At 70.4% G+C, this 19,584-nt stretch carries 21 protein-coding genes; all 21 read right to left on the bottom strand.

Translation table 11 applies throughout. The features are described from left to right. Nucleotides 1-19 precede the first annotated feature (19 nt). The gene (locus tag ACWC5O_RS08915) at nucleotides 20-811 is read right to left on the bottom strand and encodes a CHAP domain-containing protein (RefSeq protein WP_450585627.1); all 792 of its coding nucleotides are present in this window, start codon (nucleotides 809-811) and stop codon (nucleotides 20-22) included. Further along, the gene (locus ACWC5O_RS08910; RefSeq protein ID WP_450585629.1) at nucleotides 808-1,074 is read right to left on the bottom strand and encodes a hypothetical protein; all 267 of its coding nucleotides are present in this window, start codon (nucleotides 1,072-1,074) and stop codon (nucleotides 808-810) included. Before ACWC5O_RS08910 ends, ACWC5O_RS08915 begins: the two co-directional genes overlap by 4 nt. Nucleotides 1,075-1,148: 74 nt before the next feature. Continuing rightward, a complete protein-coding gene (locus ACWC5O_RS08905; RefSeq protein ID WP_450585631.1) occupies nucleotides 1,149-3,683 on the bottom strand; it encodes a right-handed parallel beta-helix repeat-containing protein in 2,535 nt (844 codons plus the stop codon). Between the two features lie 16 nt (nucleotides 3,684-3,699). After that, nucleotides 3,700-4,209, bottom strand: a complete 510-nt coding sequence (locus ACWC5O_RS08900; RefSeq protein ID WP_450585633.1) for a hypothetical protein — start codon at nucleotides 4,207-4,209, stop codon at nucleotides 3,700-3,702. Between the two features lie 113 nt (nucleotides 4,210-4,322). Next, the gene (locus tag ACWC5O_RS08895) at nucleotides 4,323-5,288 is read right to left on the bottom strand and encodes a hypothetical protein (RefSeq protein ID WP_450585635.1); all 966 of its coding nucleotides are present in this window, start codon (nucleotides 5,286-5,288) and stop codon (nucleotides 4,323-4,325) included. Further along, nucleotides 5,252-6,436, bottom strand: coding sequence for a phage tail protein (locus tag ACWC5O_RS08890; RefSeq protein ID WP_450585637.1), 1,185 nt, complete (start codon nucleotides 6,434-6,436; stop codon nucleotides 5,252-5,254). The genes ACWC5O_RS08895 and ACWC5O_RS08890 overlap by 37 nt, the downstream gene beginning before the upstream one ends. After that, nucleotides 6,403-7,293, bottom strand: coding sequence for a hypothetical protein (locus ACWC5O_RS08885; protein ID WP_450585638.1), 891 nt, complete (start codon nucleotides 7,291-7,293; stop codon nucleotides 6,403-6,405). Before ACWC5O_RS08885 ends, ACWC5O_RS08890 begins: the two co-directional genes overlap by 34 nt. Nucleotides 7,294-7,296: 3 nt before the next feature. Further along, complete coding sequence (locus ACWC5O_RS08880) at nucleotides 7,297-11,601, bottom strand: phage tail tape measure protein (protein WP_450585640.1); 4,305 nt, start codon at nucleotides 11,599-11,601, stop codon at nucleotides 7,297-7,299. A 6-nt stretch (nucleotides 11,602-11,607) separates the two neighbouring features. Then, complete coding sequence (locus ACWC5O_RS08875) at nucleotides 11,608-12,036, bottom strand: hypothetical protein (protein WP_450585642.1); 429 nt, start codon at nucleotides 12,034-12,036, stop codon at nucleotides 11,608-11,610. Between the two features lie 41 nt (nucleotides 12,037-12,077). Then, the gene (locus ACWC5O_RS08870) at nucleotides 12,078-12,410 is read right to left on the bottom strand and encodes a hypothetical protein (RefSeq protein ID WP_450585643.1); all 333 of its coding nucleotides are present in this window, start codon (nucleotides 12,408-12,410) and stop codon (nucleotides 12,078-12,080) included. A gap of 101 nt (nucleotides 12,411-12,511) precedes the next feature. Next, nucleotides 12,512-13,162: a phage tail tube protein gene (locus ACWC5O_RS08865; RefSeq protein WP_450585645.1), complete on the bottom strand. Its 651-nt coding sequence runs from the start codon at nucleotides 13,160-13,162 to the stop codon at nucleotides 12,512-12,514. 76 nt (nucleotides 13,163-13,238) lie between these two features. After that, nucleotides 13,239-13,643 (bottom strand): hypothetical protein, encoded by a 405-nt coding sequence (locus ACWC5O_RS08860; RefSeq protein ID WP_450585647.1) that lies wholly within the window; start codon nucleotides 13,641-13,643, stop codon nucleotides 13,239-13,241. After that, nucleotides 13,643-13,918 (bottom strand): hypothetical protein, encoded by a 276-nt coding sequence (locus tag ACWC5O_RS08855; protein WP_450585649.1) that lies wholly within the window; start codon nucleotides 13,916-13,918, stop codon nucleotides 13,643-13,645. Before ACWC5O_RS08855 ends, ACWC5O_RS08860 begins: the two co-directional genes overlap by 1 nt. Nucleotides 13,919-13,922: 4 nt before the next feature. Beyond that, entirely contained in the window at nucleotides 13,923-14,282 is a 360-nt protein-coding gene (locus ACWC5O_RS08850) for a hypothetical protein (RefSeq protein ID WP_450585651.1), read from the bottom strand. Beyond that, nucleotides 14,279-14,710: a hypothetical protein gene (locus ACWC5O_RS08845; RefSeq protein WP_450585652.1), complete on the bottom strand. Its 432-nt coding sequence runs from the start codon at nucleotides 14,708-14,710 to the stop codon at nucleotides 14,279-14,281. Before ACWC5O_RS08845 ends, ACWC5O_RS08850 begins: the two co-directional genes overlap by 4 nt. A 4-nt stretch (nucleotides 14,711-14,714) precedes the next feature. Then, nucleotides 14,715-15,014 carry a hypothetical protein gene (locus tag ACWC5O_RS08840; RefSeq protein WP_450585654.1) on the bottom strand — a complete coding sequence of 100 codons (300 nt, stop codon included), beginning with the start codon at nucleotides 15,012-15,014 and terminating at the stop codon, nucleotides 14,715-14,717. After that, nucleotides 15,011-15,982, bottom strand: coding sequence for a major capsid protein (locus tag ACWC5O_RS08835; protein WP_450585656.1), 972 nt, complete (start codon nucleotides 15,980-15,982; stop codon nucleotides 15,011-15,013). Before ACWC5O_RS08835 ends, ACWC5O_RS08840 begins: the two co-directional genes overlap by 4 nt. 98 nt (nucleotides 15,983-16,080) lie before the next feature. Next, complete coding sequence (locus tag ACWC5O_RS08830) at nucleotides 16,081-16,482, bottom strand: head decoration protein (protein ID WP_450585658.1); 402 nt, start codon at nucleotides 16,480-16,482, stop codon at nucleotides 16,081-16,083. A gap of 18 nt (nucleotides 16,483-16,500) precedes the next feature. Next, nucleotides 16,501-17,253 (bottom strand): hypothetical protein, encoded by a 753-nt coding sequence (locus tag ACWC5O_RS08825; protein WP_450585660.1) that lies wholly within the window; start codon nucleotides 17,251-17,253, stop codon nucleotides 16,501-16,503. A gap of 59 nt (nucleotides 17,254-17,312) precedes the next feature. Further along, nucleotides 17,313-18,149 (bottom strand): hypothetical protein, encoded by an 837-nt coding sequence (locus ACWC5O_RS08820; protein WP_450585662.1) that lies wholly within the window; start codon nucleotides 18,147-18,149, stop codon nucleotides 17,313-17,315. Continuing rightward, nucleotides 18,139-19,572, bottom strand: coding sequence for a phage portal protein (locus ACWC5O_RS08815; protein ID WP_450585664.1), 1,434 nt, complete (start codon nucleotides 19,570-19,572; stop codon nucleotides 18,139-18,141). Before ACWC5O_RS08815 ends, ACWC5O_RS08820 begins: the two co-directional genes overlap by 11 nt. Between the last annotated feature and the right edge of the window lie 12 nt (nucleotides 19,573-19,584).

Raw genomic sequence — 19,584 nt, 5'->3', positions numbered from 1 at the left:
GGCGGCGGCCGGGCAGCGGTCACGCGACGACGTCGAACCCGTGCTTCTGGCCGAGCCGCTTGAGCGTCGTCATGCCGGGCGTGCCGTCGGCGTCGCCGCCCGGCTCGGTCCCGTGGAACCCGCACCGTTCCTGCCACAGGCTGTAGGCGCTGTGCGTGGCCGTTCCGGCGTGCCCGTCGGCGTACTGCCGGGCGAGCAGCCGCTCGGCGACGAGCGCGTTCTCGACGTAGATCGTCGGCTCGTACGAGACCGGCGTGCCCTTGCGCGGCGCGTCCGTCTTGAATGCCTTGATCAGTCGCGAGAGCGACACCTGCGGGCGCTTCGAGCCCGAGCTGCCGCCCGTGGTGGTCGTCGGCTCGGGCTTGTACTTCGGCCGGCCGTACCCGGCGATGCTGGCCTCGGTGCGCACGCGCCTCGCGCACACGTCGGCCGTGTTGCCCTCGACCGTGAACACGTTCGATCCCGAGACACCCGTGACGATCCCGACGTGATCGATCCGAGCGATCTCGTTCGTGCCGCCCCAGTCGAAGAACACGACGTCGCCGCGCCGGATCCCCTTCGCGCCGGCGTGCCACTGTCCGGCTTCCTTGAAGCGCTGCGCGTGAGCCACGGTGTATGCGTAGTCGGTGCCGAAGCACACCGCGTCGTACTCGCCCGACTCGACCGCGGCGCGGGTGATCGTGGCGTCGCACCATGGCCAGTTGCCCACGTACGCCGCGCCGTTCCTGGCCCGGTACCACGACTGAATTTCGTTCGGTTCGCCGGTACCTATCCAGCGCTCGACCGCCTTGACCATGCCTTCGAGGCTCATGCGGACTCGCCCCCCTTCGCGCTGTCCGCGGCCGGGGCGGCGCCCTGGTCGGCCGCCTCGACCTCGCCCTCGTCGGCCGGCTCGTCGCCCTCGACGACGAGCTCGGGCCCGGTGTGGAAACCGGCCATGTCCGCCGGGCCGAACGCCTCGGCGAGCAGCCGCTGCTCGTCGTCGACGGTCGGCCCGTTGCCGGTGCGCACGAGGTGCGCCGCTTGCTCTTCCTGATCGCCGAGCCGCTCGGGGATCGGCCGTGTGTCACCCATGGGTGAGCCCCTTCTGTCCGGGCATGAGAAACGCCCCGGCCGGGTCGGCTCGGGGCGTGGAATGGGGGGAGTGGTCAGCTCGTGTAGGCGTACGCCATGATCCCGGACCCGGCGCCGAACGCGCCGGCCGTGAACCCGGTACCGCTCACAGTCGGCGGGGTCGACAGACCGGTGTCCGTGCCGCCGTAGCCCGGCGACATAGACGCGATCACGTCGGCGACGCTTCCCTCGCCGGCGAGGTTCGGCTGCGTCGTCGCTTTGACCATGACACCGAGGTAGTGCAGCCCGGTGTACGTCGTCGTGTACGACGAGGCGCTGCCCGCCGTCGTCTGTGCGATCGCTTTCGTCATCACGGTGTTTGCGGCCCATGCCGTCGTTGTCTGGTCGGCGGTGCGCGCGAGCATCTTGCGAGACGAGTCGTGAAGCGAAAACCACCAGTTGGTAGGCGTTCCGGCGGCCGTGCCGCCCGACACGAAGGTGAGGTTCGAGACGACCGTGCCCCGCGGCAGCCATATCGGCACCAGGTACAACGTGCCCGACGTCGGCGTCGACGTCGTACCGCAGCGCAGGCGCGACGTCGTCTCGAACCGGCCGGCCGGCCGCAACGCCGCTTCGAGGGCGGGCAGCGCGGTGAGGTCGCCGTCGACCGGGTTCGTTCCGGGCAACGCCTGCATGCCGCCGGGTCCCGTCGTCGGAACTGCCGTCGACACCGAAAGCGCGGTCGAGGCGTTCCAGCCGTTCCCGGCGAGGTCGTTGTGCAGCAGTACGCAGTCGGTCGCCGAGGCTGCGAGCGAGAACCCGTTCGCCGTCGACCCCGAGCCCTTACGCACCTTGTTGCCGATCGCCGTGCAGCGGGCGGCGTTCGTCGAGAACCGGATACCAGCCGACGAGGCGGCCGTGATCTTGTTGTTGACGACGAGCGCGTCGGTCGCGTTCGTCGTGCCGTCGGCGCCCTGCCCCACGAACACGCCGAAGTTGCTCGACGTCGTATCGACCGTGTTCGAGGACACGACCGCGTCGACACTGCCAGACACGTTGAGCGCGTTACTGCCGGCGTTCCGCACCGTGTTCGCGGTCATGTTGACGCCGTCCGAGTAGTGCCCGTATAGGCCCGTGCCCGACGTCGAGTCGACCGTGTTCCGGCCGAGGCTCGGCGCCGCGCAGTACTCGGCATGGACGCCGTTGCCCGTGATCGAGCGGACCGTGTTCCCGCTGATCGATACCTGCGGGATCCGGTACGCGGCCGCGCCGATCACGCGGATACCCGAGTCGCTCGCGGCGCCCTCGCAGGTGTTGTCTCGGATCGCCACACCGAACGGAGAGATCGGCGTCGTCGCCGGGTCCGGCAGCGCGTAGCGGATTCCCGAGTTGCCCGTGTTCCGGATCGAGTTGCCCCGGATCAGCGCCCGCGACCAGCCGTACGCATAGATGCCATCCTGCAGGGCGCCGTCGATCGTGCAGTCGAGCACCTTGATGTTGTCGTACACGACACCCGACGTCAGGGTGTGGCTGCCCACGGCGCGGCCGAAGTTGCCGAGCCGGCTCGACGGGCCGAACCGGCAGCCCTCGACGCGAATGTTCTTGCTCGCCGTGTTGTCGAACGAGCCGATCGACGAGCTGCCGCTCTTGGCCATGTCGACTTGAATCGCCTCGGAGAACCCTCGCGTGCCGCCCGAGCTGTTGTCGCGGAACCCGTAGAACTGACAGTTGATCGCCCGGCCGCCGTCGGTCGAGTTGAACTCAAGGGCGTGCGCAGTGCTGCAGTTGAGCACGGTCACGTCGCGAACCGTGATGTCTGAGCAGTGCACGAAGTTGATCACGTCGGTCTCGCTGGTCACGCTGCCGGTCACGCCGTCGGCTGCGTTGCCGTCGTACGTGCCGCCGAGCAGCGTGATATGTGAGTGCCCGGCGTACCCGGCGAACGTCTCGGTGCCGGTGAAATTCCTCAGGATGCCCGAGTTGCCGATCGCGCGGAGCGTCGCCCCGTAGGCGAGCAACGTTGTGTTGTCGTAGATCACGAGGAACGTCGACACGCCGTACGTGCGGCCGGGCGGCAGGAAGACGACGCCGCCGCCCGCGGTGTGCGCGGCGTCGAGCTGCGCCTGAATCACGGCGAGGTCGTCGGCGGTGCCGTTGCCGACAGCATCCTTCACGACGAACCATCGTTGGGCCGACTGGTCGCCGAGGTTCGGCGCGCTGATCGGCGACTCGAACGTGACCGGGCCCGCGACCGACTGCGGGTCGGGGTCGTCGAGGTCGAGTTTCCCGCCGACCTCGGTGAGCGCCGCCTGCGCCGTTTCCAGGGCGCCCGAGGCGACCTCGCGGCCGGTCTCGTACCACCGGATCGGGTTGCCGGCGGCGTCGAGGTACTCGAACTCGATCGCGGTCACGTCGTCGACTTTGAAGGTTCGGATCGCGCCCGGCTGCGACGACGTCGACGCGTTCGTGCGCAGCTCGCCGATCGGGGTCGAGCCGTCGTCCTCGTACAGCGCTGTGATCTGCTCGCCGGTACCGGCTCGGCGCACGAGCACCGGATAGTCGGGCACGACGTCGCCGGCCGCGGTCGTGAGGACGTCGGCGGGCGTGCCGCCGTAGGTGTAGAGCGCCACTGCAGGCAGCCCCCTTTCAGTCGAGCCAGTACGAGCCGGATATGTCGACCCACGTCGTCCCGGTGCCGTCTTGCGTGTACCAAATGAGCGAGCCGGCTGCGCCGAGGCTGTTTGAGTCCTGGTCGTGGCTGAAAGCCTCCATCCGGCCGACCGCGGTCGCCGGGTCGCCGGTGAGGGACTGCCCGCCGTCCCAACTAGCGATCTGTGCCGGTATGCAGTCGTCGGGCACGGTGCCGAGCTTGACGCCACTGACCGGGATCACGGTCCCGTCGACCTTCTCGACCCGGCCGCGCAGGTACACCTGCCCGCGGTCGATCCGAACCTCGGGCGTCGTCTGTCCCGGCTCGTATCCGCTCGCGAGGGCGATCGGTCGCCACGCCGCGAGCGGCTCGGAGATCACGGCCCACGTGTTCGCGGTCGCGCTCGTCTTGAGCCACAGCGACCCGTTTTCGGCCGACACGAGCGTGTGCAGCGGCGCCGTGGCGTACTGCGCGTCGCGCTCGGCTTTGTCGACGACGTGCTGCACGAGGTGCGGGTCGACTGCGAGCCCGAACGCTGCGAGCGCTCCGGGCCCGACCGGGGCGTCGCCGCCACCGGGGATCGGGAGTTGAGCGCGACCGACGGTTGCCATAGGCACCCCTAACTGAACGTGATGGTGATGGATCCGCCCTGCACCGACATGTAGTCGCGGCTGCCGCTCGCATAGATCGCGAGCCCGCGCGCCGAGCCCGACGCGAGCGCCGCACGCCACGACGCCGGCAGCGTCGCCGTACCGGTCGCCCCGACCGACAGCGACAGCAGATCTTCGGGCCCGTCGCCGAGGTTGAGCTGCCCGGACGGCGCCGAGGTGTAGCCGTGCAGGTACAGGTGAATGGGGCGCTTCGCGTTGGCGCCCGTGCCCTTGCGGCGGGTGAGCTTGACCGTCATGGACGCGACCGACTTGCCCGAGCACGCGTCGGCGATCGCGCTGCCGTAGAACCACGCGCCCCGCCGGTTCCCGCCGCCCGTCCAATCGCCTTGCGTCGGGTACGAGGCGTAACTGTCGGGCCGGCCGTTGCGCCAACTGCCCGAGTCTGTCGGCGAGATCGTGACCGGTTTCGGCGCCCGGCTCGGCGGGGCGTCCGGCGAGGTGTCCGAGGTCGCGGCGACTTGCCCGTACAGCTCGACTTTCCCCTCGCTGTTCTTCCGCATGAACAGCGTTACCGGCCCTTGCCACCCGGTCCCGGACGGCGCCGCCGTGCCCCATGTCGCCGCCCGGATCACCTGATTGTCGAGGGCGACGTCGGCCGCGAGCGACCGAATCGTCTCCTCGTCGACCTCGCCGGGATCCTCGCCGAGCCGCCACATCACGACCGGCCGCGAGCCCGGCCGCAGCGCGACCCAATCGCCCGCCTTGCGGTTGCGGTACGAGTCGACGCACGGCACGTCGAGCAGCAGCGCCCCGCCGTACTGCACGTTCACGCCCGCGTCAGTTACGTCGATCACCTGCGCCGACACCGTGCCGCCCGCGCCGGCCGACCTCTGCACGACGGCGAGGTCTTCGCCGAGCGCGCGCGCTGCCTCGCTCGTCAATTCGTCCTCCGGGTAGTCGTCCGGGTCGAGCAACTCATCGAGGCGGCGCCGAGGCTGTACGAGAACGAGTCGACGATGTGCCGCTGCCACTCGCCCGGCCGCACCTCGACCTCGACGACGTCGCCCGCTTCGAGGGCGGGGTGACACACCGCGTCGAACGTGAGCGACGACGCCACGCCGAGACTGTCGGCGAGCTTGGACTGCCCGACGGTGTACGCCTGCGCGGTCGAGGTGATCAGCGCCGACGAGTACTTGTCGACGCGCAGCCGGACCCACGGCAGCCCGAGGCGCTGTGGTGCGAGCGGGTCGCCGATCGGGTCGGGCCCGGCGTACGTGAGCGAGTTCGGGTCGTCGTCCCACGCGTAGACCGGGCCGACCGTCGCCGAGCCGTCGCCGCCGTCGCCGCTAATGACCCACAGGTTCGTGAGCCCGTCGGCCGATTGCTTCGAGGTCGGTTTGACCAGGGCGACGCCGTACGGGATCCGCCACACGACCGGGTTGTCGAGCGTCGGTGTCGGCGCCATGGTGGGTACGCCGCGGGCGTCGCAATACACCTCGCCGGCGAGCGCCGCGGCGATCCCGGTTGCCGTGCCGCTCGTGTCGGTGCCGCCGGACAGCGCCTGCCACCGGTCCTCGTCGACGACGAACTGCGGCACGGCCGTCGAGCGGTCGGCGCCCGGCCGCCATGAGACGACCGCGCCGGGCAGCGCCTCGGCGACGAGCGGATCGACGAGGTTCCCGGCGGCGTCCGGGCCGAGGGTGCGCGCGACCGGGAACTTAGCGCCGCGAATCACGTCTTCGAGCCCGAGGAGATCGACCGTTGCGCCGAGCCGGGTCTGCTCGAAGTCGTCGAGGACGTACGTCCCGGCCGGGATCCATGCGACGTCCATGCGCGGCCCGGCGATCCCCTGCCACAGCCGCACGCGGGTCGCTTCGAGGTTGACGCCGCTACGGCCGAGGGGAACGCCGAGCAGTTCGGCCGACGCGCTGTACCGGCAGTCGGCGCCGCGGTCGACGCGCACATCGGCGTCGCCGAGCTGCGGCACCGGTACCCACGACTGCCCGCCGTCGTTGGACCATTCGGCCCGCCGCGGCCGCCTCGTCGGGCCGAGCACCGCGCGGTGCACCGCGTCGGGTACGGGCAGCATCAGACCGCGCCGTTCGTCGACAGCGACGCCCACGACGAGTACGAGGCGGCGACCGCATCCCATGTGCCGAACCGCTCGGCGAGGGCGTCCCACGACCAGGACGGCAGCCGCAGCGGCTGCTCGGCCGTGTCCGGGCGCACGGTCGGTGTGATCGTCCACCCGAACCGGTACCCCTCGCTCGCTCCGAGTTTGCCGGTCGGCGTCGGCCCGGTGACGTCGCCGGGCACGTGAAAGCTGTCAGGGAACAGGTATCCGGGCCGAGCCTGCGCGAGCAGCACACCCGCGCGCAGCAGCTCGCGCACGCGGTCGACGTCCTCGGGCGGCACGTCGACGGTCACCTGATACGCCTCGGCCGACGCCGTGTCGTACGCGACAGCCACGTACGGCGAGCCGGCGATCTCGGCCGTGTCCTGCCGTGCGGTCGAGGTGCCGCCCGACCAGTCGACGACCATGACCCGCATGGACATGCCCGGCTCGTCGACGCTCTTGATCCACAAATCACGGTCGTCGCCCGGCGCGGGCGCGGGCACGGTGACCGCGAGGGACGACGCCGGGCCGGTCGTCCCGTCGGCGTACACCGGGGTCGCGGTGTAGACGACGGCGACGCCGAGCGGCGCCTCGGCGTCGTACGCCGTACCGACGCCCTCGACTGCCCACGCCGGGTCGGCCGACCGGACGGGCACCGGGGCGGCGGCGCCCGGATCGGTCCGTGTGATCCGCACCTGCATGACGCTCGCCGCGGCGGGCAGCGCCGTCCCGGCGGTGTAGTTGACCGACAGCACGACGCCGGCCCACACCTCGTCGACGAGGGCGGCGAGCCATCCGTCGGGCGAGGTGATCCGGTCCGGCGGCGTCACGTGCGGCGCCGCCGGGTCGACGATCATCGGCATGCCTTACCCCTTCTTTGATCCGGCGCGGCTGCGCCTGCGGACGTCGGCGAGCCCGGCGTCGACCCGCTCGTCGACAACGGCGACCATCTCGCGCTCGCCGACGCGCAGCACGAGCGTGTCGCCCGGCTGCAGCCCGCCCGCCTGCGCCTGCGCCGCCGCGGCCGGCATGACGGGCGGGATCGCCGCCGTGCCGAGCCGCTGCGCGCCCGCCCGTACTGCGGCGAGGGACTTCTCGGTGCCGACGACGACGCCCGCGCCGACCATCTCGCCGACCCGCTGCGTTTCGCGGCTCGGCGACTTGATCTTGAGCTTGTGCTCGATCGAGTCGACGAGGACGTCGCCGAGTTTCTTCATCTGCTTCTGCAGCTCGGCCTCTTGCGCCTTGAGCCCGGTCAGGAATCCCTTACCGGCCTGCGAGCCCGCGTCGTACATCGCGTCGGCGAGCGTGTTGCCGTACGAGGTGCTCAGCTTCGCGCCGCTCTTGGCGAGCGAGTTGATCTTTTTGATATCGCCCGCCGACGCCCCGGCGACGAGCTGCGCGAGGTTGCTGTCGGGCCCGGCCGCGACGAGCTGCTGAATGACGGACTGCGACACGCCTTTCTTCTGTGCCGTCTTGATGAGCGACTGGAACCCGGCGATCGACTGCTGTTTCGACTGCATGCCGGCGATCAGTCCGCCGACGCTGGTGACGTCGCCGAGGTTCGACAACGACATGTAGTCGGCGGCGCTCTTCCGCTGGTCGGCGGCCGCTTGCTTGGCCGTGGCCAACTTCGAGGCGACCGCGTCGCGTTGCTTCGCGAGCGACTGCAGCTTGCTCGACGTCTTGCCGACCTGGTCGGCGAGCGCCCGACCCGCCTTACCGGTCTTCCGCAGGTCGTCGGCGAGACTCTTCGCCGCCGACGCGATCGACGAGGCCGAGCCGGTCAGGCTCTTCGTGAACGAGGTGAGATCGCCGGGCACTTGCTTGCGGGCGGCCGCTGCCACCTTCGCGCCGCTCGTGCCCTTTGCGAACCCTCGCAACATGCCGAGCCCGGCCGCCATGCGGAGCGAGGTGCGGTTGTCGTACACCTCGGCGTCGCCGGACCCGAACCGGATGAGTTCCGGCCCCCGTTCGCCGACCCATGCGAGTTCACCCCGCTTCGGCCGGCCGCCCTTCGCGTACCCGCCGGGGCGGTTGTACGCCGAGGCGAGCGAGCCGTACCTCGACAACGCGTACCGCATCGAGGCGTACACGTTGGCGAGCGGGTCATAGATGCCCCTCGATCGGAGTTTCCCGGCGTACGCGTTGAACGTCGCCCCGATCGTCTGCATGAGCCCGCGCGACGGGTCGCCGTTGCGCGCGTTGATGTCCCAATTGTTGATCGCGCGCGGGTTGCCGCCCGACTCCTGGTTCATCCTGCGCAACACGATCGGCAGCAGACTCGCCGGCTGCCCGACCATCTTGAGCGCCTGCAGGACAACGCTCGACCACCGCTTGACCCCGGACCCGCCGACGTCACCCGACCCGCCGCCGAACGCCGACGTCGCCGCGTTGACGACCTTGTCTTTCAGGCTCGACAGCATCTTGATCGGCACCTTGCCGATCATCTGCGCGAACTTGCTCTGACCGATCTTGCCGATCTTGTCGCGAATGAACCCGGTCGCCTTGTCCCACAGCTTGCCGGGGTGCGCGAGGAAATCAACGCCGTCCATCACGGCGCCGCCGATCGCCTTCGCCTTGTCGCCGAGCCATCCGGCGACGTCGCCGATTACGCCGCCGCCCGCCAGTAGCTGAGTGCCCGCCGCAGCGTGCAGCGCGAGCGCCCGCTGCCTGTACCGCGGGTCGGTCGGGATCACGAACTCGGGGTACTGCCGCCGCCCCTCGCCGACGATCGCGGTCGGCTTGTTCACCTTCATCGGCGCGGCCGCGCCCCACGGGCCGACCGTGCCGCCCTGTGCGAGCAACTTCGGCGCAGCGGGCAGCTTGCCGAGTCCGACGAAACCCGCGACTTTGTCCCAAACGGCTTTGATCCCGTGCGTATACACGGTATTGATCACAAAGTTGACAGGGCGCTTCGTGAGATCCTCGATCTTGCCGAACGCCTTGCCGATCGCGTCCCGAGCGCTCCCGAACGCGTCACCGACCAGCCGTACGCCGGTCTTCGCGGCGTCGAACGCAGGCTTCAGCGCCTTGGACCACAGCCACGAGGCGGCCGAGCCGATCCCGTCGAAAGCGGGTTTGATCGCCGTTCGGTACAGCCACGAGCCGGCCGCGCCGAGCGCGCGAACGCCCGCCTTGAAATAGCCGAAGATCGTGGTCACGCCGCCCCACCACCACGAGACGAGAGTGACAATCCCGCGGAACGCCGGCTGCAGCGCATTGCGGTACAGCCACATGCCGACCGCGCCCGCGGCCCGCAACGTCGACATGACCCCGTCGAACGCAGGCTTTAGGACCGTGCCGTACAGCCACACCGCGACCGCAGCGATCCCGTGGAACGCCGGGGCGAGCGCGTTCTGCCACAGCCACGTGCCGACCGCCGCGAGCAGTTTGAACGTCGCGACAAGCGGCAGGATCACGAGCACGGCGACGACCGTGAACAAGATTTTCGCGCCCGTCGCGATCGCCGAGAACGTCGGCGCGAGCACGTTCGACCACAGCCACGACGCCGCGGTGCCGACCGCCTGCAGCCCGGTCCAAATGCCCTGCAACGCAGGCTTGATGAACCCGTTCCACGCGGTCATTGCGGCCGCTTGGATGCCTTGCCAAGCACCCTGCACGATCGCCCGGAACGTCGCCGACTTGTTGTACGCGACGACCAGCGCGGCGCCGAGCGCGAGAATCCCGACGATGATCAAACCGATCGGGTTCGCGGTCATCACGGCGTTGAACGCTGCCTGCACGCCGGTCGCGATACGCGTGATGTTCGACCACAGCAGGATCGCGCCGCGGTACACCGCGAACACGCCCGAGACGATCCCGACCGTGATCGCCTGCGCCGACAGAATCGCCGTCAGACCGAGCGCCGCGACGCCGACCGGGATGAGCCACGCGCCGTAGCTCTTGAGCCATCCGGCAGTTGCGGCGAACGCGCTGCCGACTCCCTTCGCGGCGGGCACGAGATACGAGACGAGGGCGCCGCCGACCGTCCTCGTCGGCGGCAGCACGTACGTCATCAGGAACCGGCCGGTATCCCGCAGTGCGGGCAGCGCGTACCGCGCCGCGAAGTTGGCCATGCCTTGCAGCGCCTGCCGCTTGAACACCTCGACGTCGTGACTCGCGGTGCCGCTGAGTTGCTTACCCATGCGGCCCGCGGCGCCGCCGACCTTGCCGATCCCGGCGGCCGCCTTGCTCGGGTCGAGGGCGAATAGCGCCCGCCCCAAATCCTCGGCCTGCGTGCCGAACAGGCTCGTCGCCGCCTGCGCTTGCTTCACCGGGTCTTTGATCCCGCGCAGCCGGTCGAGGGTGAGCTGCAGGACACCGTTCGCGGACTTCCCGCCCTTGGCGAACTTCGCCGCCATGTCGTCGGCGTTGAGCCCGAGCGCCTTGAACCCGGTCGCCGTCGTCTTGCTGCCGTCGACGGCCCGGATGCTGAATTCCTTGATCGAGTCGGCGACGAGGTCGCCGTCGCGTGCGCCCGCCTGCAACCCCTGATTGATCAGACCGATCGCGGTCGAGCCCGACAGACCCGCCTTACGCCACTGCACCGAGTACTCGTTCACGGTGTCGATCAGGTCGCCCGCCTTGTCGGCGCCCGACTGGAACCCGGCCGTCAACAGGTCGAACCCCTGCTTCGCGTTCTTGACGAGGCCCGTGCGCATGAGCTGCCCGACAGCTTTCGTGCTCTCGCCGACGTCGGCGTCGAACACGTCGGCGAGGTTGAGTGCTGCCTTAGACAGCCCGGCGAGTTCCTTCTGCGGCGCCTTGAGCGCGGCGACGCCGTTCTGCTGCAGGCTCTTGAGCGACTCGTCGACCTGGTCGATCGACTCGCCGTACCCGTCGGCGTACACCTTCCCGGCAAGCTTGCCGGCCCGAGCGGACTCCTTCTGTGTGAGCCCGAGCGAGGCGCCGAGTTTCGCGGTCGCCTTGTCCTGGTCGACCGCCTCGGCGAACCCGGCAGCGAACAGCGCGCCGCCCGCCGCGGCGACGCCGGCGACACCTGCCTTCAGCTTGCCGCCGATCCCGCCGAGGAACCCCTCGCCGGCGCTATCGCCTGCAGACGAGCCGGCCCGCGCCGACTCGCCCGTGATCTGCTGCTGCAGTTGCCGGCCGAACCCGCGCGTCTCGGGAACGACGGACACGTACCCGACGCCGACCTCGACCGGCATGCGTGATCACCCCTTATCGGGCAGCACCTGCGATGTGATGTGTTCGTACGCGGCCCGCGCCTTGGCCCGGTCCCGCTCGGCCGTGGCCTCGGATTCCTCGGGCATCGGATCGCCCGGCCGCCAACCCGGCTCGGGCCACGGCATCGGCCGTTTCTTGGGGTCGCGATTGGCGTTCACGAACGCCGTGAAGAGCAGCGACAAGAGGTCGCGCGTGTCGGCGGCCGCGTAGTCGAGCGGCTGCCAGGTGTGCCCGTTGTGGGCGCGGGCCGTGGCACTGTCCGGGGGCAGCGCCTCGACGAGGACCCGCAGCAGCCGCAGCGTGACCTCGCCTCGCCAGTACGCCGCGAGCGGCCCGCCCTTGCCGAGGCTGCTGCCGTAGTAGCGGATCAGGTCTGCCTCGACCGCCTCGGGATGCTCGCCGAGGACGTCGAGCACGCTGTACGTGTAGACCTCGACGACGTCGTCGCCGTCCGGGTCTACCCCTTCGTAGGGCGCACCTTGCTGACCTTGTCCTGCGCCTCATTCCGGATGCCGACGTACAGCAGCATCAGCGAGTTGACGTCGCCGCCGGCCGCGATGAACTCGGGGTACTGGTCGCCGAGCAGGATGCGGGCGCCCGCCTGGTCGCCCTTCGCTTCGTTGAGCTGCTCCTGCAGGTCGTCGGGAGTGAAGATCGGATGCGGGAACGAGAACACGGCGGGCGCGTCCTCGGGTCCGACCTCGAACTCGACGCGCTCGCCGTCAACCGCCTCGACGTACGACCGCCGTACGGTCTCCAGCCGGTACCGCTTGCCGTTGGGCTTGCTCATGATCGTGTGCCTTCCTTGGGTGAGCTGCGGGTGAGCGTTCGAGGGCGGGGGGCGGTCGGGGCTCACCCAGAACCGCCGCCCCCCGCCCGATCAGGGGGGCGTCACGGGGTCGCGAGCGACCGCCAGCCGGGCCCGTCGATCCAGTTGCGGCACGAGGTGCCGACGGCGCTGTCGCGGTACGCGGTGAACGTGACCGGCCGCGTTGTCGGGTCCGAACGACCCCACTGCTCGTCGTCCCTGTCCGTGAGCCGGGCCCGCGGCATGAACTTGACGACGTAGATCTCTCCGCCGTCGTCGCCGTAGTCGAGACCGATGAACAGCAGCCTGCGGAACGGGTTCGCGGGTGTCTTGGCCCGGTCCCACGTCCACGCGGCCGAGCCGATCGCGGGCAGCGCGCCGGTACCGGCGAGCGGCAGCCCGTTGTACAGCGCCACGGCGGCGGCGTTGGTTTCCTGCGGCGCGAACGTCGCCGTGAGCACGTCGCTTTCGACGTCCGAGCGGGTCGGCTCGGACGACTGCGACGAGGTGACGTCACTCATCGACACGTCGCTCGGGAAGCTGACGCCGTCGTCGGTGGTGTAGCCGATCGGCGTGTACCCGGTCGGGATCGCGGCGAGGCTGCCGTCGGTGTTGAACGGGTTCGTGATCGCCGCGACGGAGATATCGGCCGCGTAGATCGCCTGTACGAGCTGCTTACGGATGTACTCGGTGTGCAGCCCGTCTTCGAGCGACACCGGGGGCGGTGTGGTCATGCTGTCTCCCTCCATGGGAAACCCCCGGCCGGTGACCGGTCGGGGGTGTGATGTCTGGTGGCGGGTGAGCCGGCGATCAGGGGGCGAGGCGGGCGCCGCGCAGCGACACCTCGACGGCGAACGCGATCCGGTCCTGCCCCGACTCGGGGTCGGGGAGGTTGCTCGGTCCGCCGACTTCGGCGACGTCGTACGCGACGACCCCACGCCAACCCGGCATCGCGAGCAGCAGCGCGCGGGCGCGGCCGGCGAGGTCGTTCGCCGCCTCTTCCGACTCGCCCCAGCAATGCACGTCGATCCGCGGCCGGTCCGTGATCCGGTCGAGGCGAGTGCCGCCGATCCGTTCGAGCCGGATGAACCGAGGCGGCCGCGGGTTCGGTACGCGCGTGCCGACCGGCACGTCGTACCCGCCGTCGACGAGCACGTCGCGCAGGTAGGCCCGAACGACGGCGACACTGTCGGGGAACCCGACCGGGGCGCCCATCACTCGACCTCGCGCGCGGCGTCGAGGGCGCGCAGCAGTGCCCGCCGTGACACCTCGGGGTCGCTCGTCGAGTAGTCGCCGATCACGGCGCCGCGCACGCGGTGATCGCCGGTCTGTATGTCGACCCGGAACTGCCCGCCGAACCCGTCCGCTTTCGAGGCGGCGGTCGCGGCCGCCTCGGCTGCCCGCACCTTCCGCTCGATCAGCGCGCGCACCTCGGGCGCCTTCAGAAACGAGGCGATCCCGCGTCGGTTGGGTACGAGCCGCTGCACCATCCGATCACCCCTCGACGGTCTTGAGTCGGATCTCGTAGTGATGGAACTCGACCGGGGTGTACGCCGGTCCGGGCGGCCCGATCACCTCGAAGTCGAGCCCCTGCCAGTGCACGCGCGCCGAGCCGTACACCGTGAGCGGCCGGCCGTCGACGTCGACCGGGTTGCAGATCATGAGCCATTCGCCGATCTGTGCCGCCCTCTGGTCGGTGTCCTCGGCGCCCGTGTTCTGCTGCAGCCACGCGTCGACCTCGGCGTGCGTCGTCGCGGCCGGCGACCAGTCGGCGACCGTGTTGCCGTACCGGTCCGTCGTGCTGCCGGGGTGCTCGACGTCGACGAGGTGCGGCAGCACGTCGCCGGGGATCACAGCCGACCCCCGATACGGCCGGTGTGTCGCCACGCGTCGGGATCCGCCTGCCAGCCCGGCAGCCCCTCGTCGGCGACGCCGAGCGTGTATGCGGCGTCGGCGTCGGGGTCGGTGACGTCCTCGGGCGCGAGCTGCGCTTTCTCGTCGTCGGTGAGGTACAAACCGCCGTCCTCGCCGAGCGACTCGGAGTACTGGCCGATCGTGCGCTGCCGGTACCCGCCCGGATTGGCCATGACCCGCCGGACGACCGCGACGCAGATCGCGCGCAGCGTGCCCGCGTCGGGTGTGTACCCGGCCGGGATATGCCGCTGCATGAGCGCCGACGCGTCGTCGAGGTACGCCTCGACCTGCGCCCGCCGCGGGCTGCCCTCGGCGAGGGTGACGGCGGCGCGCGCGGTGTAGTCGTCGACCGTTGCGAACGCCGCCACCGCCCTACTCCTCTCGCTCGACGACGCCGGCCGACTCGCACGCCGCGATGATGTCCTCGCGGCTCATGTCCGAGTCGACGCCGACGCCGTGCTGCTCGGCGAACGTCCGCCACGCCTCGATTCCCGAGCCGCGACCCGAGCGGGGCGGCGCCTCGCCCTCGCCCGTGGGCGCCTCGGCCGAGGAATCGGCGGCCGACGTCCACGCGTGGTCGCCGATCCGCTTCGCGACGTCGGCCGGTACGTCGCTGTCGGGCCCGTACGCGACGCCGCCGACGTGCACGTATGCGCGCAGTCGCCGGCTCATGCGAGTACCTGCGCCTTCATCGTGAGGTTCGGCTCGCGGACGATCGGCGCACCGATCGCGGCCGCGTGCGTCCACAGCCGGATCGGGTCGCGCGTCTTGAACTGCGCGGCCACGACGCCCGGCTGATCGCCCGGCGCGATCGAGTAATCCGCTTCGAGCGCCTCGGCGGTCGTGCCGAGCAGCGTCGCCCCGAGGTCGCTCGGCTGCGCCGCGGCGTTCGCGCCGGGCGCGGGCAGCAGCAGCAGCGAGTTCGCCGGCGTGATGCGAGTCGCGACGCCGTCGAGGTTCGTGCGGGCGTCGTTCAGCTCGATCGGCGGCAGCCCGAGCGACGACAACACGGTGTTGAGCTGATCATCGTTGATCATCGGCGCCGAGCCGGACGGGGCGAGCGGGTACACCTGCCGAATGATCTGCTCGCACTGCCTGAGATTCGAGCGGATCGACTTGCTCATGATCTGCGCGCCCGGCGTCGACCCGTTCAGGTCCTCGTACGCCTCGACCCACTGCTCGTAGTCGTCGAGCGGGGTCGCGGTCGCGTGATTCGACCACAGCGTCGCGGCGACGACGGACATGGACGGGTCGCGGCCGAACGCGACCGTCGTCTGCAGCTCGGGCACGTTGAGCTGCGCGTCGAACAGCGCTGCGCCTCGGGCGAGTTCGAACCGGGCGCCGATGTTGCGGGCGATCCGGTCGGCGTCGCGGGCGATCAGCCGCAGCACGCGGTCGTCGGCCGTGTTGAGCTGCCGCAGCCGCAGCCGGTCGTACTCGCCGAGCGGGATCTTTTCGGAGATCGGGGGCAGCTCGCCCATGATCCGGCCGATCCCCTCGCGCCGGCCGATCTTCGACTCGGTGTCCCACGAACGGTAGCTCGCCGCCTCGGACAGCCCGCCGCCGCCCTTGACGAACTCGAACTGCAGATCGTCGATCTCGACGTTCGGCAGCCACCGCGACAGGGTGAACCGGTTCACGGTCTGGTCGGCGAGCGCCTGCCGGATGAGACCGGTCAGCTCGGTCGGCTCGATGTACTCGGTGCTGAGAATCCAGTCAGCCATGACTCAGCCCCCTCTCAGCTCACGTACCGGATGCGACCGGCAACGTCCGTCATGCCTGCAGCGTCGACCGACCCGGCGCCGCCGGGCAGCCGCGACGTGCGCACCTGCCCGTGCCACAGCAGCGCCGCGGCGGGGTCGACGGTGTTGTCGGTCGGCGCCTTGACGGCGGCGTACAGGTGCCCGTCGAGGGTCTGTCGGCCGTCGGTCGCCGCGTTGTCGTACGGCCCGTACTTCCCGGTCGCCGTGATCTTCCCGAGCGGGATGCCGCTGCGGAAATACCCGCTCGGGTAGTGGGTCGCCGCGGTGAAAGTGGACGTGTCGAGCACGATCGTGTCGGTGCAGTCCGTGCCGTGCGCGGACCCGAGCCACGACTGATCGTCAGTCCCGAACGTCTCAGTCTTCAGACTGAGATCCATAAGGAAACTCCCTGGTGGTCAGTTGCTGTCGGCGCCGGCGCCCATGAACTTGCGGTACAGCTCGCGGCCGGAGTCCACCGAACCGCCGCTCTTACCGCCGCGCCGCCGGGCGCCCTGGTCGAATCCGCCGCCGCGGCGCCGACGCGTGTCGCGCCCGCCCTCGCGGTCGTCGTCCTCGTTGTTGCCGTCGTCCGTGCCGGACTGCTTCGGCGCGAGCCGCTTCACGAGCTCGGCGAGCCCGTCCTCGTCGACCGTGCCGTCGTCGTTGACGTACCGCGACAGGTTCACGTCGTCGGCGACGTCGGACGCGTTATTGATCACGCCCTTCGCGGCGGCGAGGAAGGCTTGCCGCGCGAGGGCGGCGCCGTTCTTCGCGCGCTCTTCGCCGAGCGCCTTCGCGACCGCTTCATCGATCTTGCGCTCTTGCTCGGGCAGCCCCTCGCGGCGCAACTGATCGCGTTCCTTGGCAGCGTTCGCGTTCTCCTTCGCGCGCGCCTCGTGCTTCCGACTCTGCGCCTTCCACTTCTCGGCCTCGGCCTTCCAGTCGGTACCGTCGCCGTCGCCCTTGTCGGACCCGTCGCCGTCGCCGCCCTGGTCGCCGTCGCCCGAGCCGCCGTCGCCGCCCTGGTCGCCGTTCCCGTCGCCACTGTCGCCGCCGGACCCGTCGCCGCCGTCGGCGTACCAGAACGGCGAGAACGGGCCCGCCGCGTACGGGTGCGACCAGCCGGCCGACTCGATACCGGGCAGTGAGGGCAGAGTGCGCGTGCGCATGGTTGTGTCTCCCGTGTCGGGGTGGGGTGAGCGTGGGGTGCGCCGTGTCGGCGCGGGAATCACGGACCCGGAACGTCGTCGGGTCCGGTGAACTCGTGTCGCCGTACGGCGAGCAGCGGCCCGTATTCGCCGTGCTCGCGCGTGATGATGATGTCGGCGTAGTCGCGGATCCGCTTGCCCTTGCGGGTCGTGCCGATCACGTTGCCCGCACGGTCGACGGTCTCGCCCGCCGCGGCGATCGCGTCGTGCGCCTCGCGCAGCGTGTCAGCGTCGAGGATGTGCCCCGGATCCTTGTCGCCGACGAGCGGCTCGACCTTGCAGTCGCAGCCGGGATGGATCGGCATGAGTCTCTCGACCCGGTACCGCTGCGTCGAGGCGAGGGTGCACAACGCGCAGTTTTTCGAGCCGGTGAGCCGGCGCCGAAAGTATCGGGCGCCGCCGGCCCGCATGGACTGCTGCGCGGCGTGCGTACGGGCGAGCTGCATGTCGGTCTCGGTGATGGACAGCAGCCGGGTACGCGCCTCGCCGAGCGCCTCGCCGTACGCCTTGCCCTTGCTGAGTGCGGTGTACGCGGTCACGAACGGCCGGCGGTACACCTCGGCCGGGTCGACGCCGCGCAGCGCCTCCGGCAGCCGCACGCCCGCCGGCGCCGCGGCGCCGCCGAGCATGTCGGAGAGCATCGCGGACAGGTACGCGTCGGTGATCTGCCCCATCTGTTGCTGCGCGGCGAGGACGGTCGGCAGCACGTGCTCGACGAACGCGGCCGCATCCGAGTCGCGGTACGAGCCGAGGCTGTCGAACGCGCCGAGGACGAACGCGATCACGCGGGCCCGCAGCGCCGTCGACAGGGCGTCGTACCGGTCGGTGAGCGCCGCCTGCAGCGCCTCACTGGCCACCGGTCGCCCCCTCGTCGGGCAGGTTGCCCGCCGTCGGCGCCGGGTTCGCAGGCAGCAGCGAGGCGGCGAGCAGCGCGGCCGAGGCGGCGCCCGCCGTGATCCTGCGTACCTGTTGCGGCGTCTCGCCGAGCCGCTCGGCGATCACGTCGAGCGGGTACCCGACCGCCTTGAGTTTCGTTGCCGCATCGGCCATGACAGCCGGGGACAGGTACTGCGGGTCGGCCCAACGCACCGTTGCCTCGGTGTAGTCGTCGGTAACGCCCGCCTGCGCGGCCGCGAGGCTCATCACGTCTTCGAGCCCCTCGCCGAACGCGGCGATATGCTCGCGCACCTTCGCGACGTGCATGACGTCGAGCGCCGCGACAGTGTCGGCACTGATGTTGATCAGGTCGCTCGCGAAGTAGTACGCGGGTGTCTGCGACACGATCAGCATGTCGCGCACGTCCGACTCGTGTTCCTTGAGAAACCCACTCAAGTCGGTCGCGTCTAGCTGCCCGAACTGCGCCGCCTCGCCCTCGGATACCCACACCGTGTTAGGGCCAGGAACGAACGGCTGCTCGACGACCGTGAGCCCGGTGTCGGTCCGGCGCTTCGCGAACTTGTGCCCCTTGACCCACTTCTGCCGGAACCCGCTGTACCGGCTCGCTGCCATCCGGTTCAGGATTCCCGCGTTCACCCGATCCTGCGAGTCGAGCACGCATGCGAATTCCGGCTCGGGGTGCTCACCCAAGTCCGGCATGCGCGCGAACTCGATCAAGGGCATACGGCCGAGGTCGTGCGGCTCGCCCCCGTCGCTCTGGCCGAGGTACTGCCACGACTCGGGCCCCCACGGCAGCCGACGCCCGCCACACACATCGGTCGTGCGGTACGGAAACGAGCGGTCGTCGTAGTACACGCGGGCGTACCCGTACCCGTCGATGTCGTTGTGCCACGCCTTGAGCCCGACGAGCGGCTCGCCGGTCTCGGGGTCGTACTCGACGACGCACTCGGTCGGGTGCTCGGGCGTGATCAGCGGGCTCGGCCGCCCATTGACCTCGGTGCGGGTCGGGTGCGGGCCGACGAGCATGTACCCGACCGACTGCGCCATGCTGCAGCGCCATACGAGTTTCTGCCGGCTGTCGAGGCGGTTCGCCTGCCACCAGCGCGACGCGTTGTCGTCCGGGGTGCCGTCCGGCCCGGTCACGCCGAGCGCGAGCAGCCGGTGCACGGACGCGTTCGCGATCAGTCCGCAGAAGTTCGTACGACTCTTGCGTTGAAAGTCGATGAACGCAGCCTCGGCGTTCTTCGGCAGCTCGGGCAGCGGCGGCCGCCCGCGGTAGTACTGCCACCACTCGTCGAGCCACTTCTGCCGCCGGCGCAGTCGGCGGCCGAGGCGCAGCAGCATGAAATCCGGGTTATCGAGATCCGGCGTCTCGTCGAGCACGGTCGCCCCCTT

Source organism: Streptomyces sp. NPDC001450 (assembly GCF_053597295.1).
This window is presented reverse-complemented; position numbering and strand designations above follow the sequence as displayed.

Bases quoted from the DNA above. Each gene is read 5' to 3' on its own strand.
- ACWC5O_RS08825 (WP_450585660.1), bottom strand. From the start codon at position 17,253: ATGCGCACGCGCACTCTGCCCTCACTGCCCGGTATCGAGTCGGCCGGC.
- ACWC5O_RS08880 (WP_450585640.1), bottom strand. From the start codon at position 11,601: ATGCCGGTCGAGGTCGGCGTCGGGTACGTGTCCGTCGTTCCCGAGACG.
- ACWC5O_RS08840 (WP_450585654.1), bottom strand. From the start codon at position 15,014: ATGAGCCGGCGACTGCGCGCATACGTGCACGTCGGCGGCGTCGCGTAC.
- ACWC5O_RS08915 (WP_450585627.1), bottom strand. From the start codon at position 811: ATGAGCCTCGAAGGCATGGTCAAGGCGGTCGAGCGCTGGATAGGTACC.
- ACWC5O_RS08855 (WP_450585649.1), bottom strand. From the start codon at position 13,918: ATGGTGCAGCGGCTCGTACCCAACCGACGCGGGATCGCCTCGTTTCTG.
- ACWC5O_RS08860 (WP_450585647.1), bottom strand. From the start codon at position 13,643: ATGGGCGCCCCGGTCGGGTTCCCCGACAGTGTCGCCGTCGTTCGGGCC.
- ACWC5O_RS08885 (WP_450585638.1), bottom strand. From the start codon at position 7,293: ATGCCGATGATCGTCGACCCGGCGGCGCCGCACGTGACGCCGCCGGAC.
- ACWC5O_RS08830 (WP_450585658.1), bottom strand. From the start codon at position 16,482: ATGGATCTCAGTCTGAAGACTGAGACGTTCGGGACTGACGATCAGTCG.
- ACWC5O_RS08870 (WP_450585643.1), bottom strand. From the start codon at position 12,410: ATGAGCAAGCCCAACGGCAAGCGGTACCGGCTGGAGACCGTACGGCGG.
- ACWC5O_RS08865 (WP_450585645.1), bottom strand. From the start codon at position 13,162: ATGACCACACCGCCCCCGGTGTCGCTCGAAGACGGGCTGCACACCGAG.
- ACWC5O_RS08910 (WP_450585629.1), bottom strand. From the start codon at position 1,074: ATGGGTGACACACGGCCGATCCCCGAGCGGCTCGGCGATCAGGAAGAG.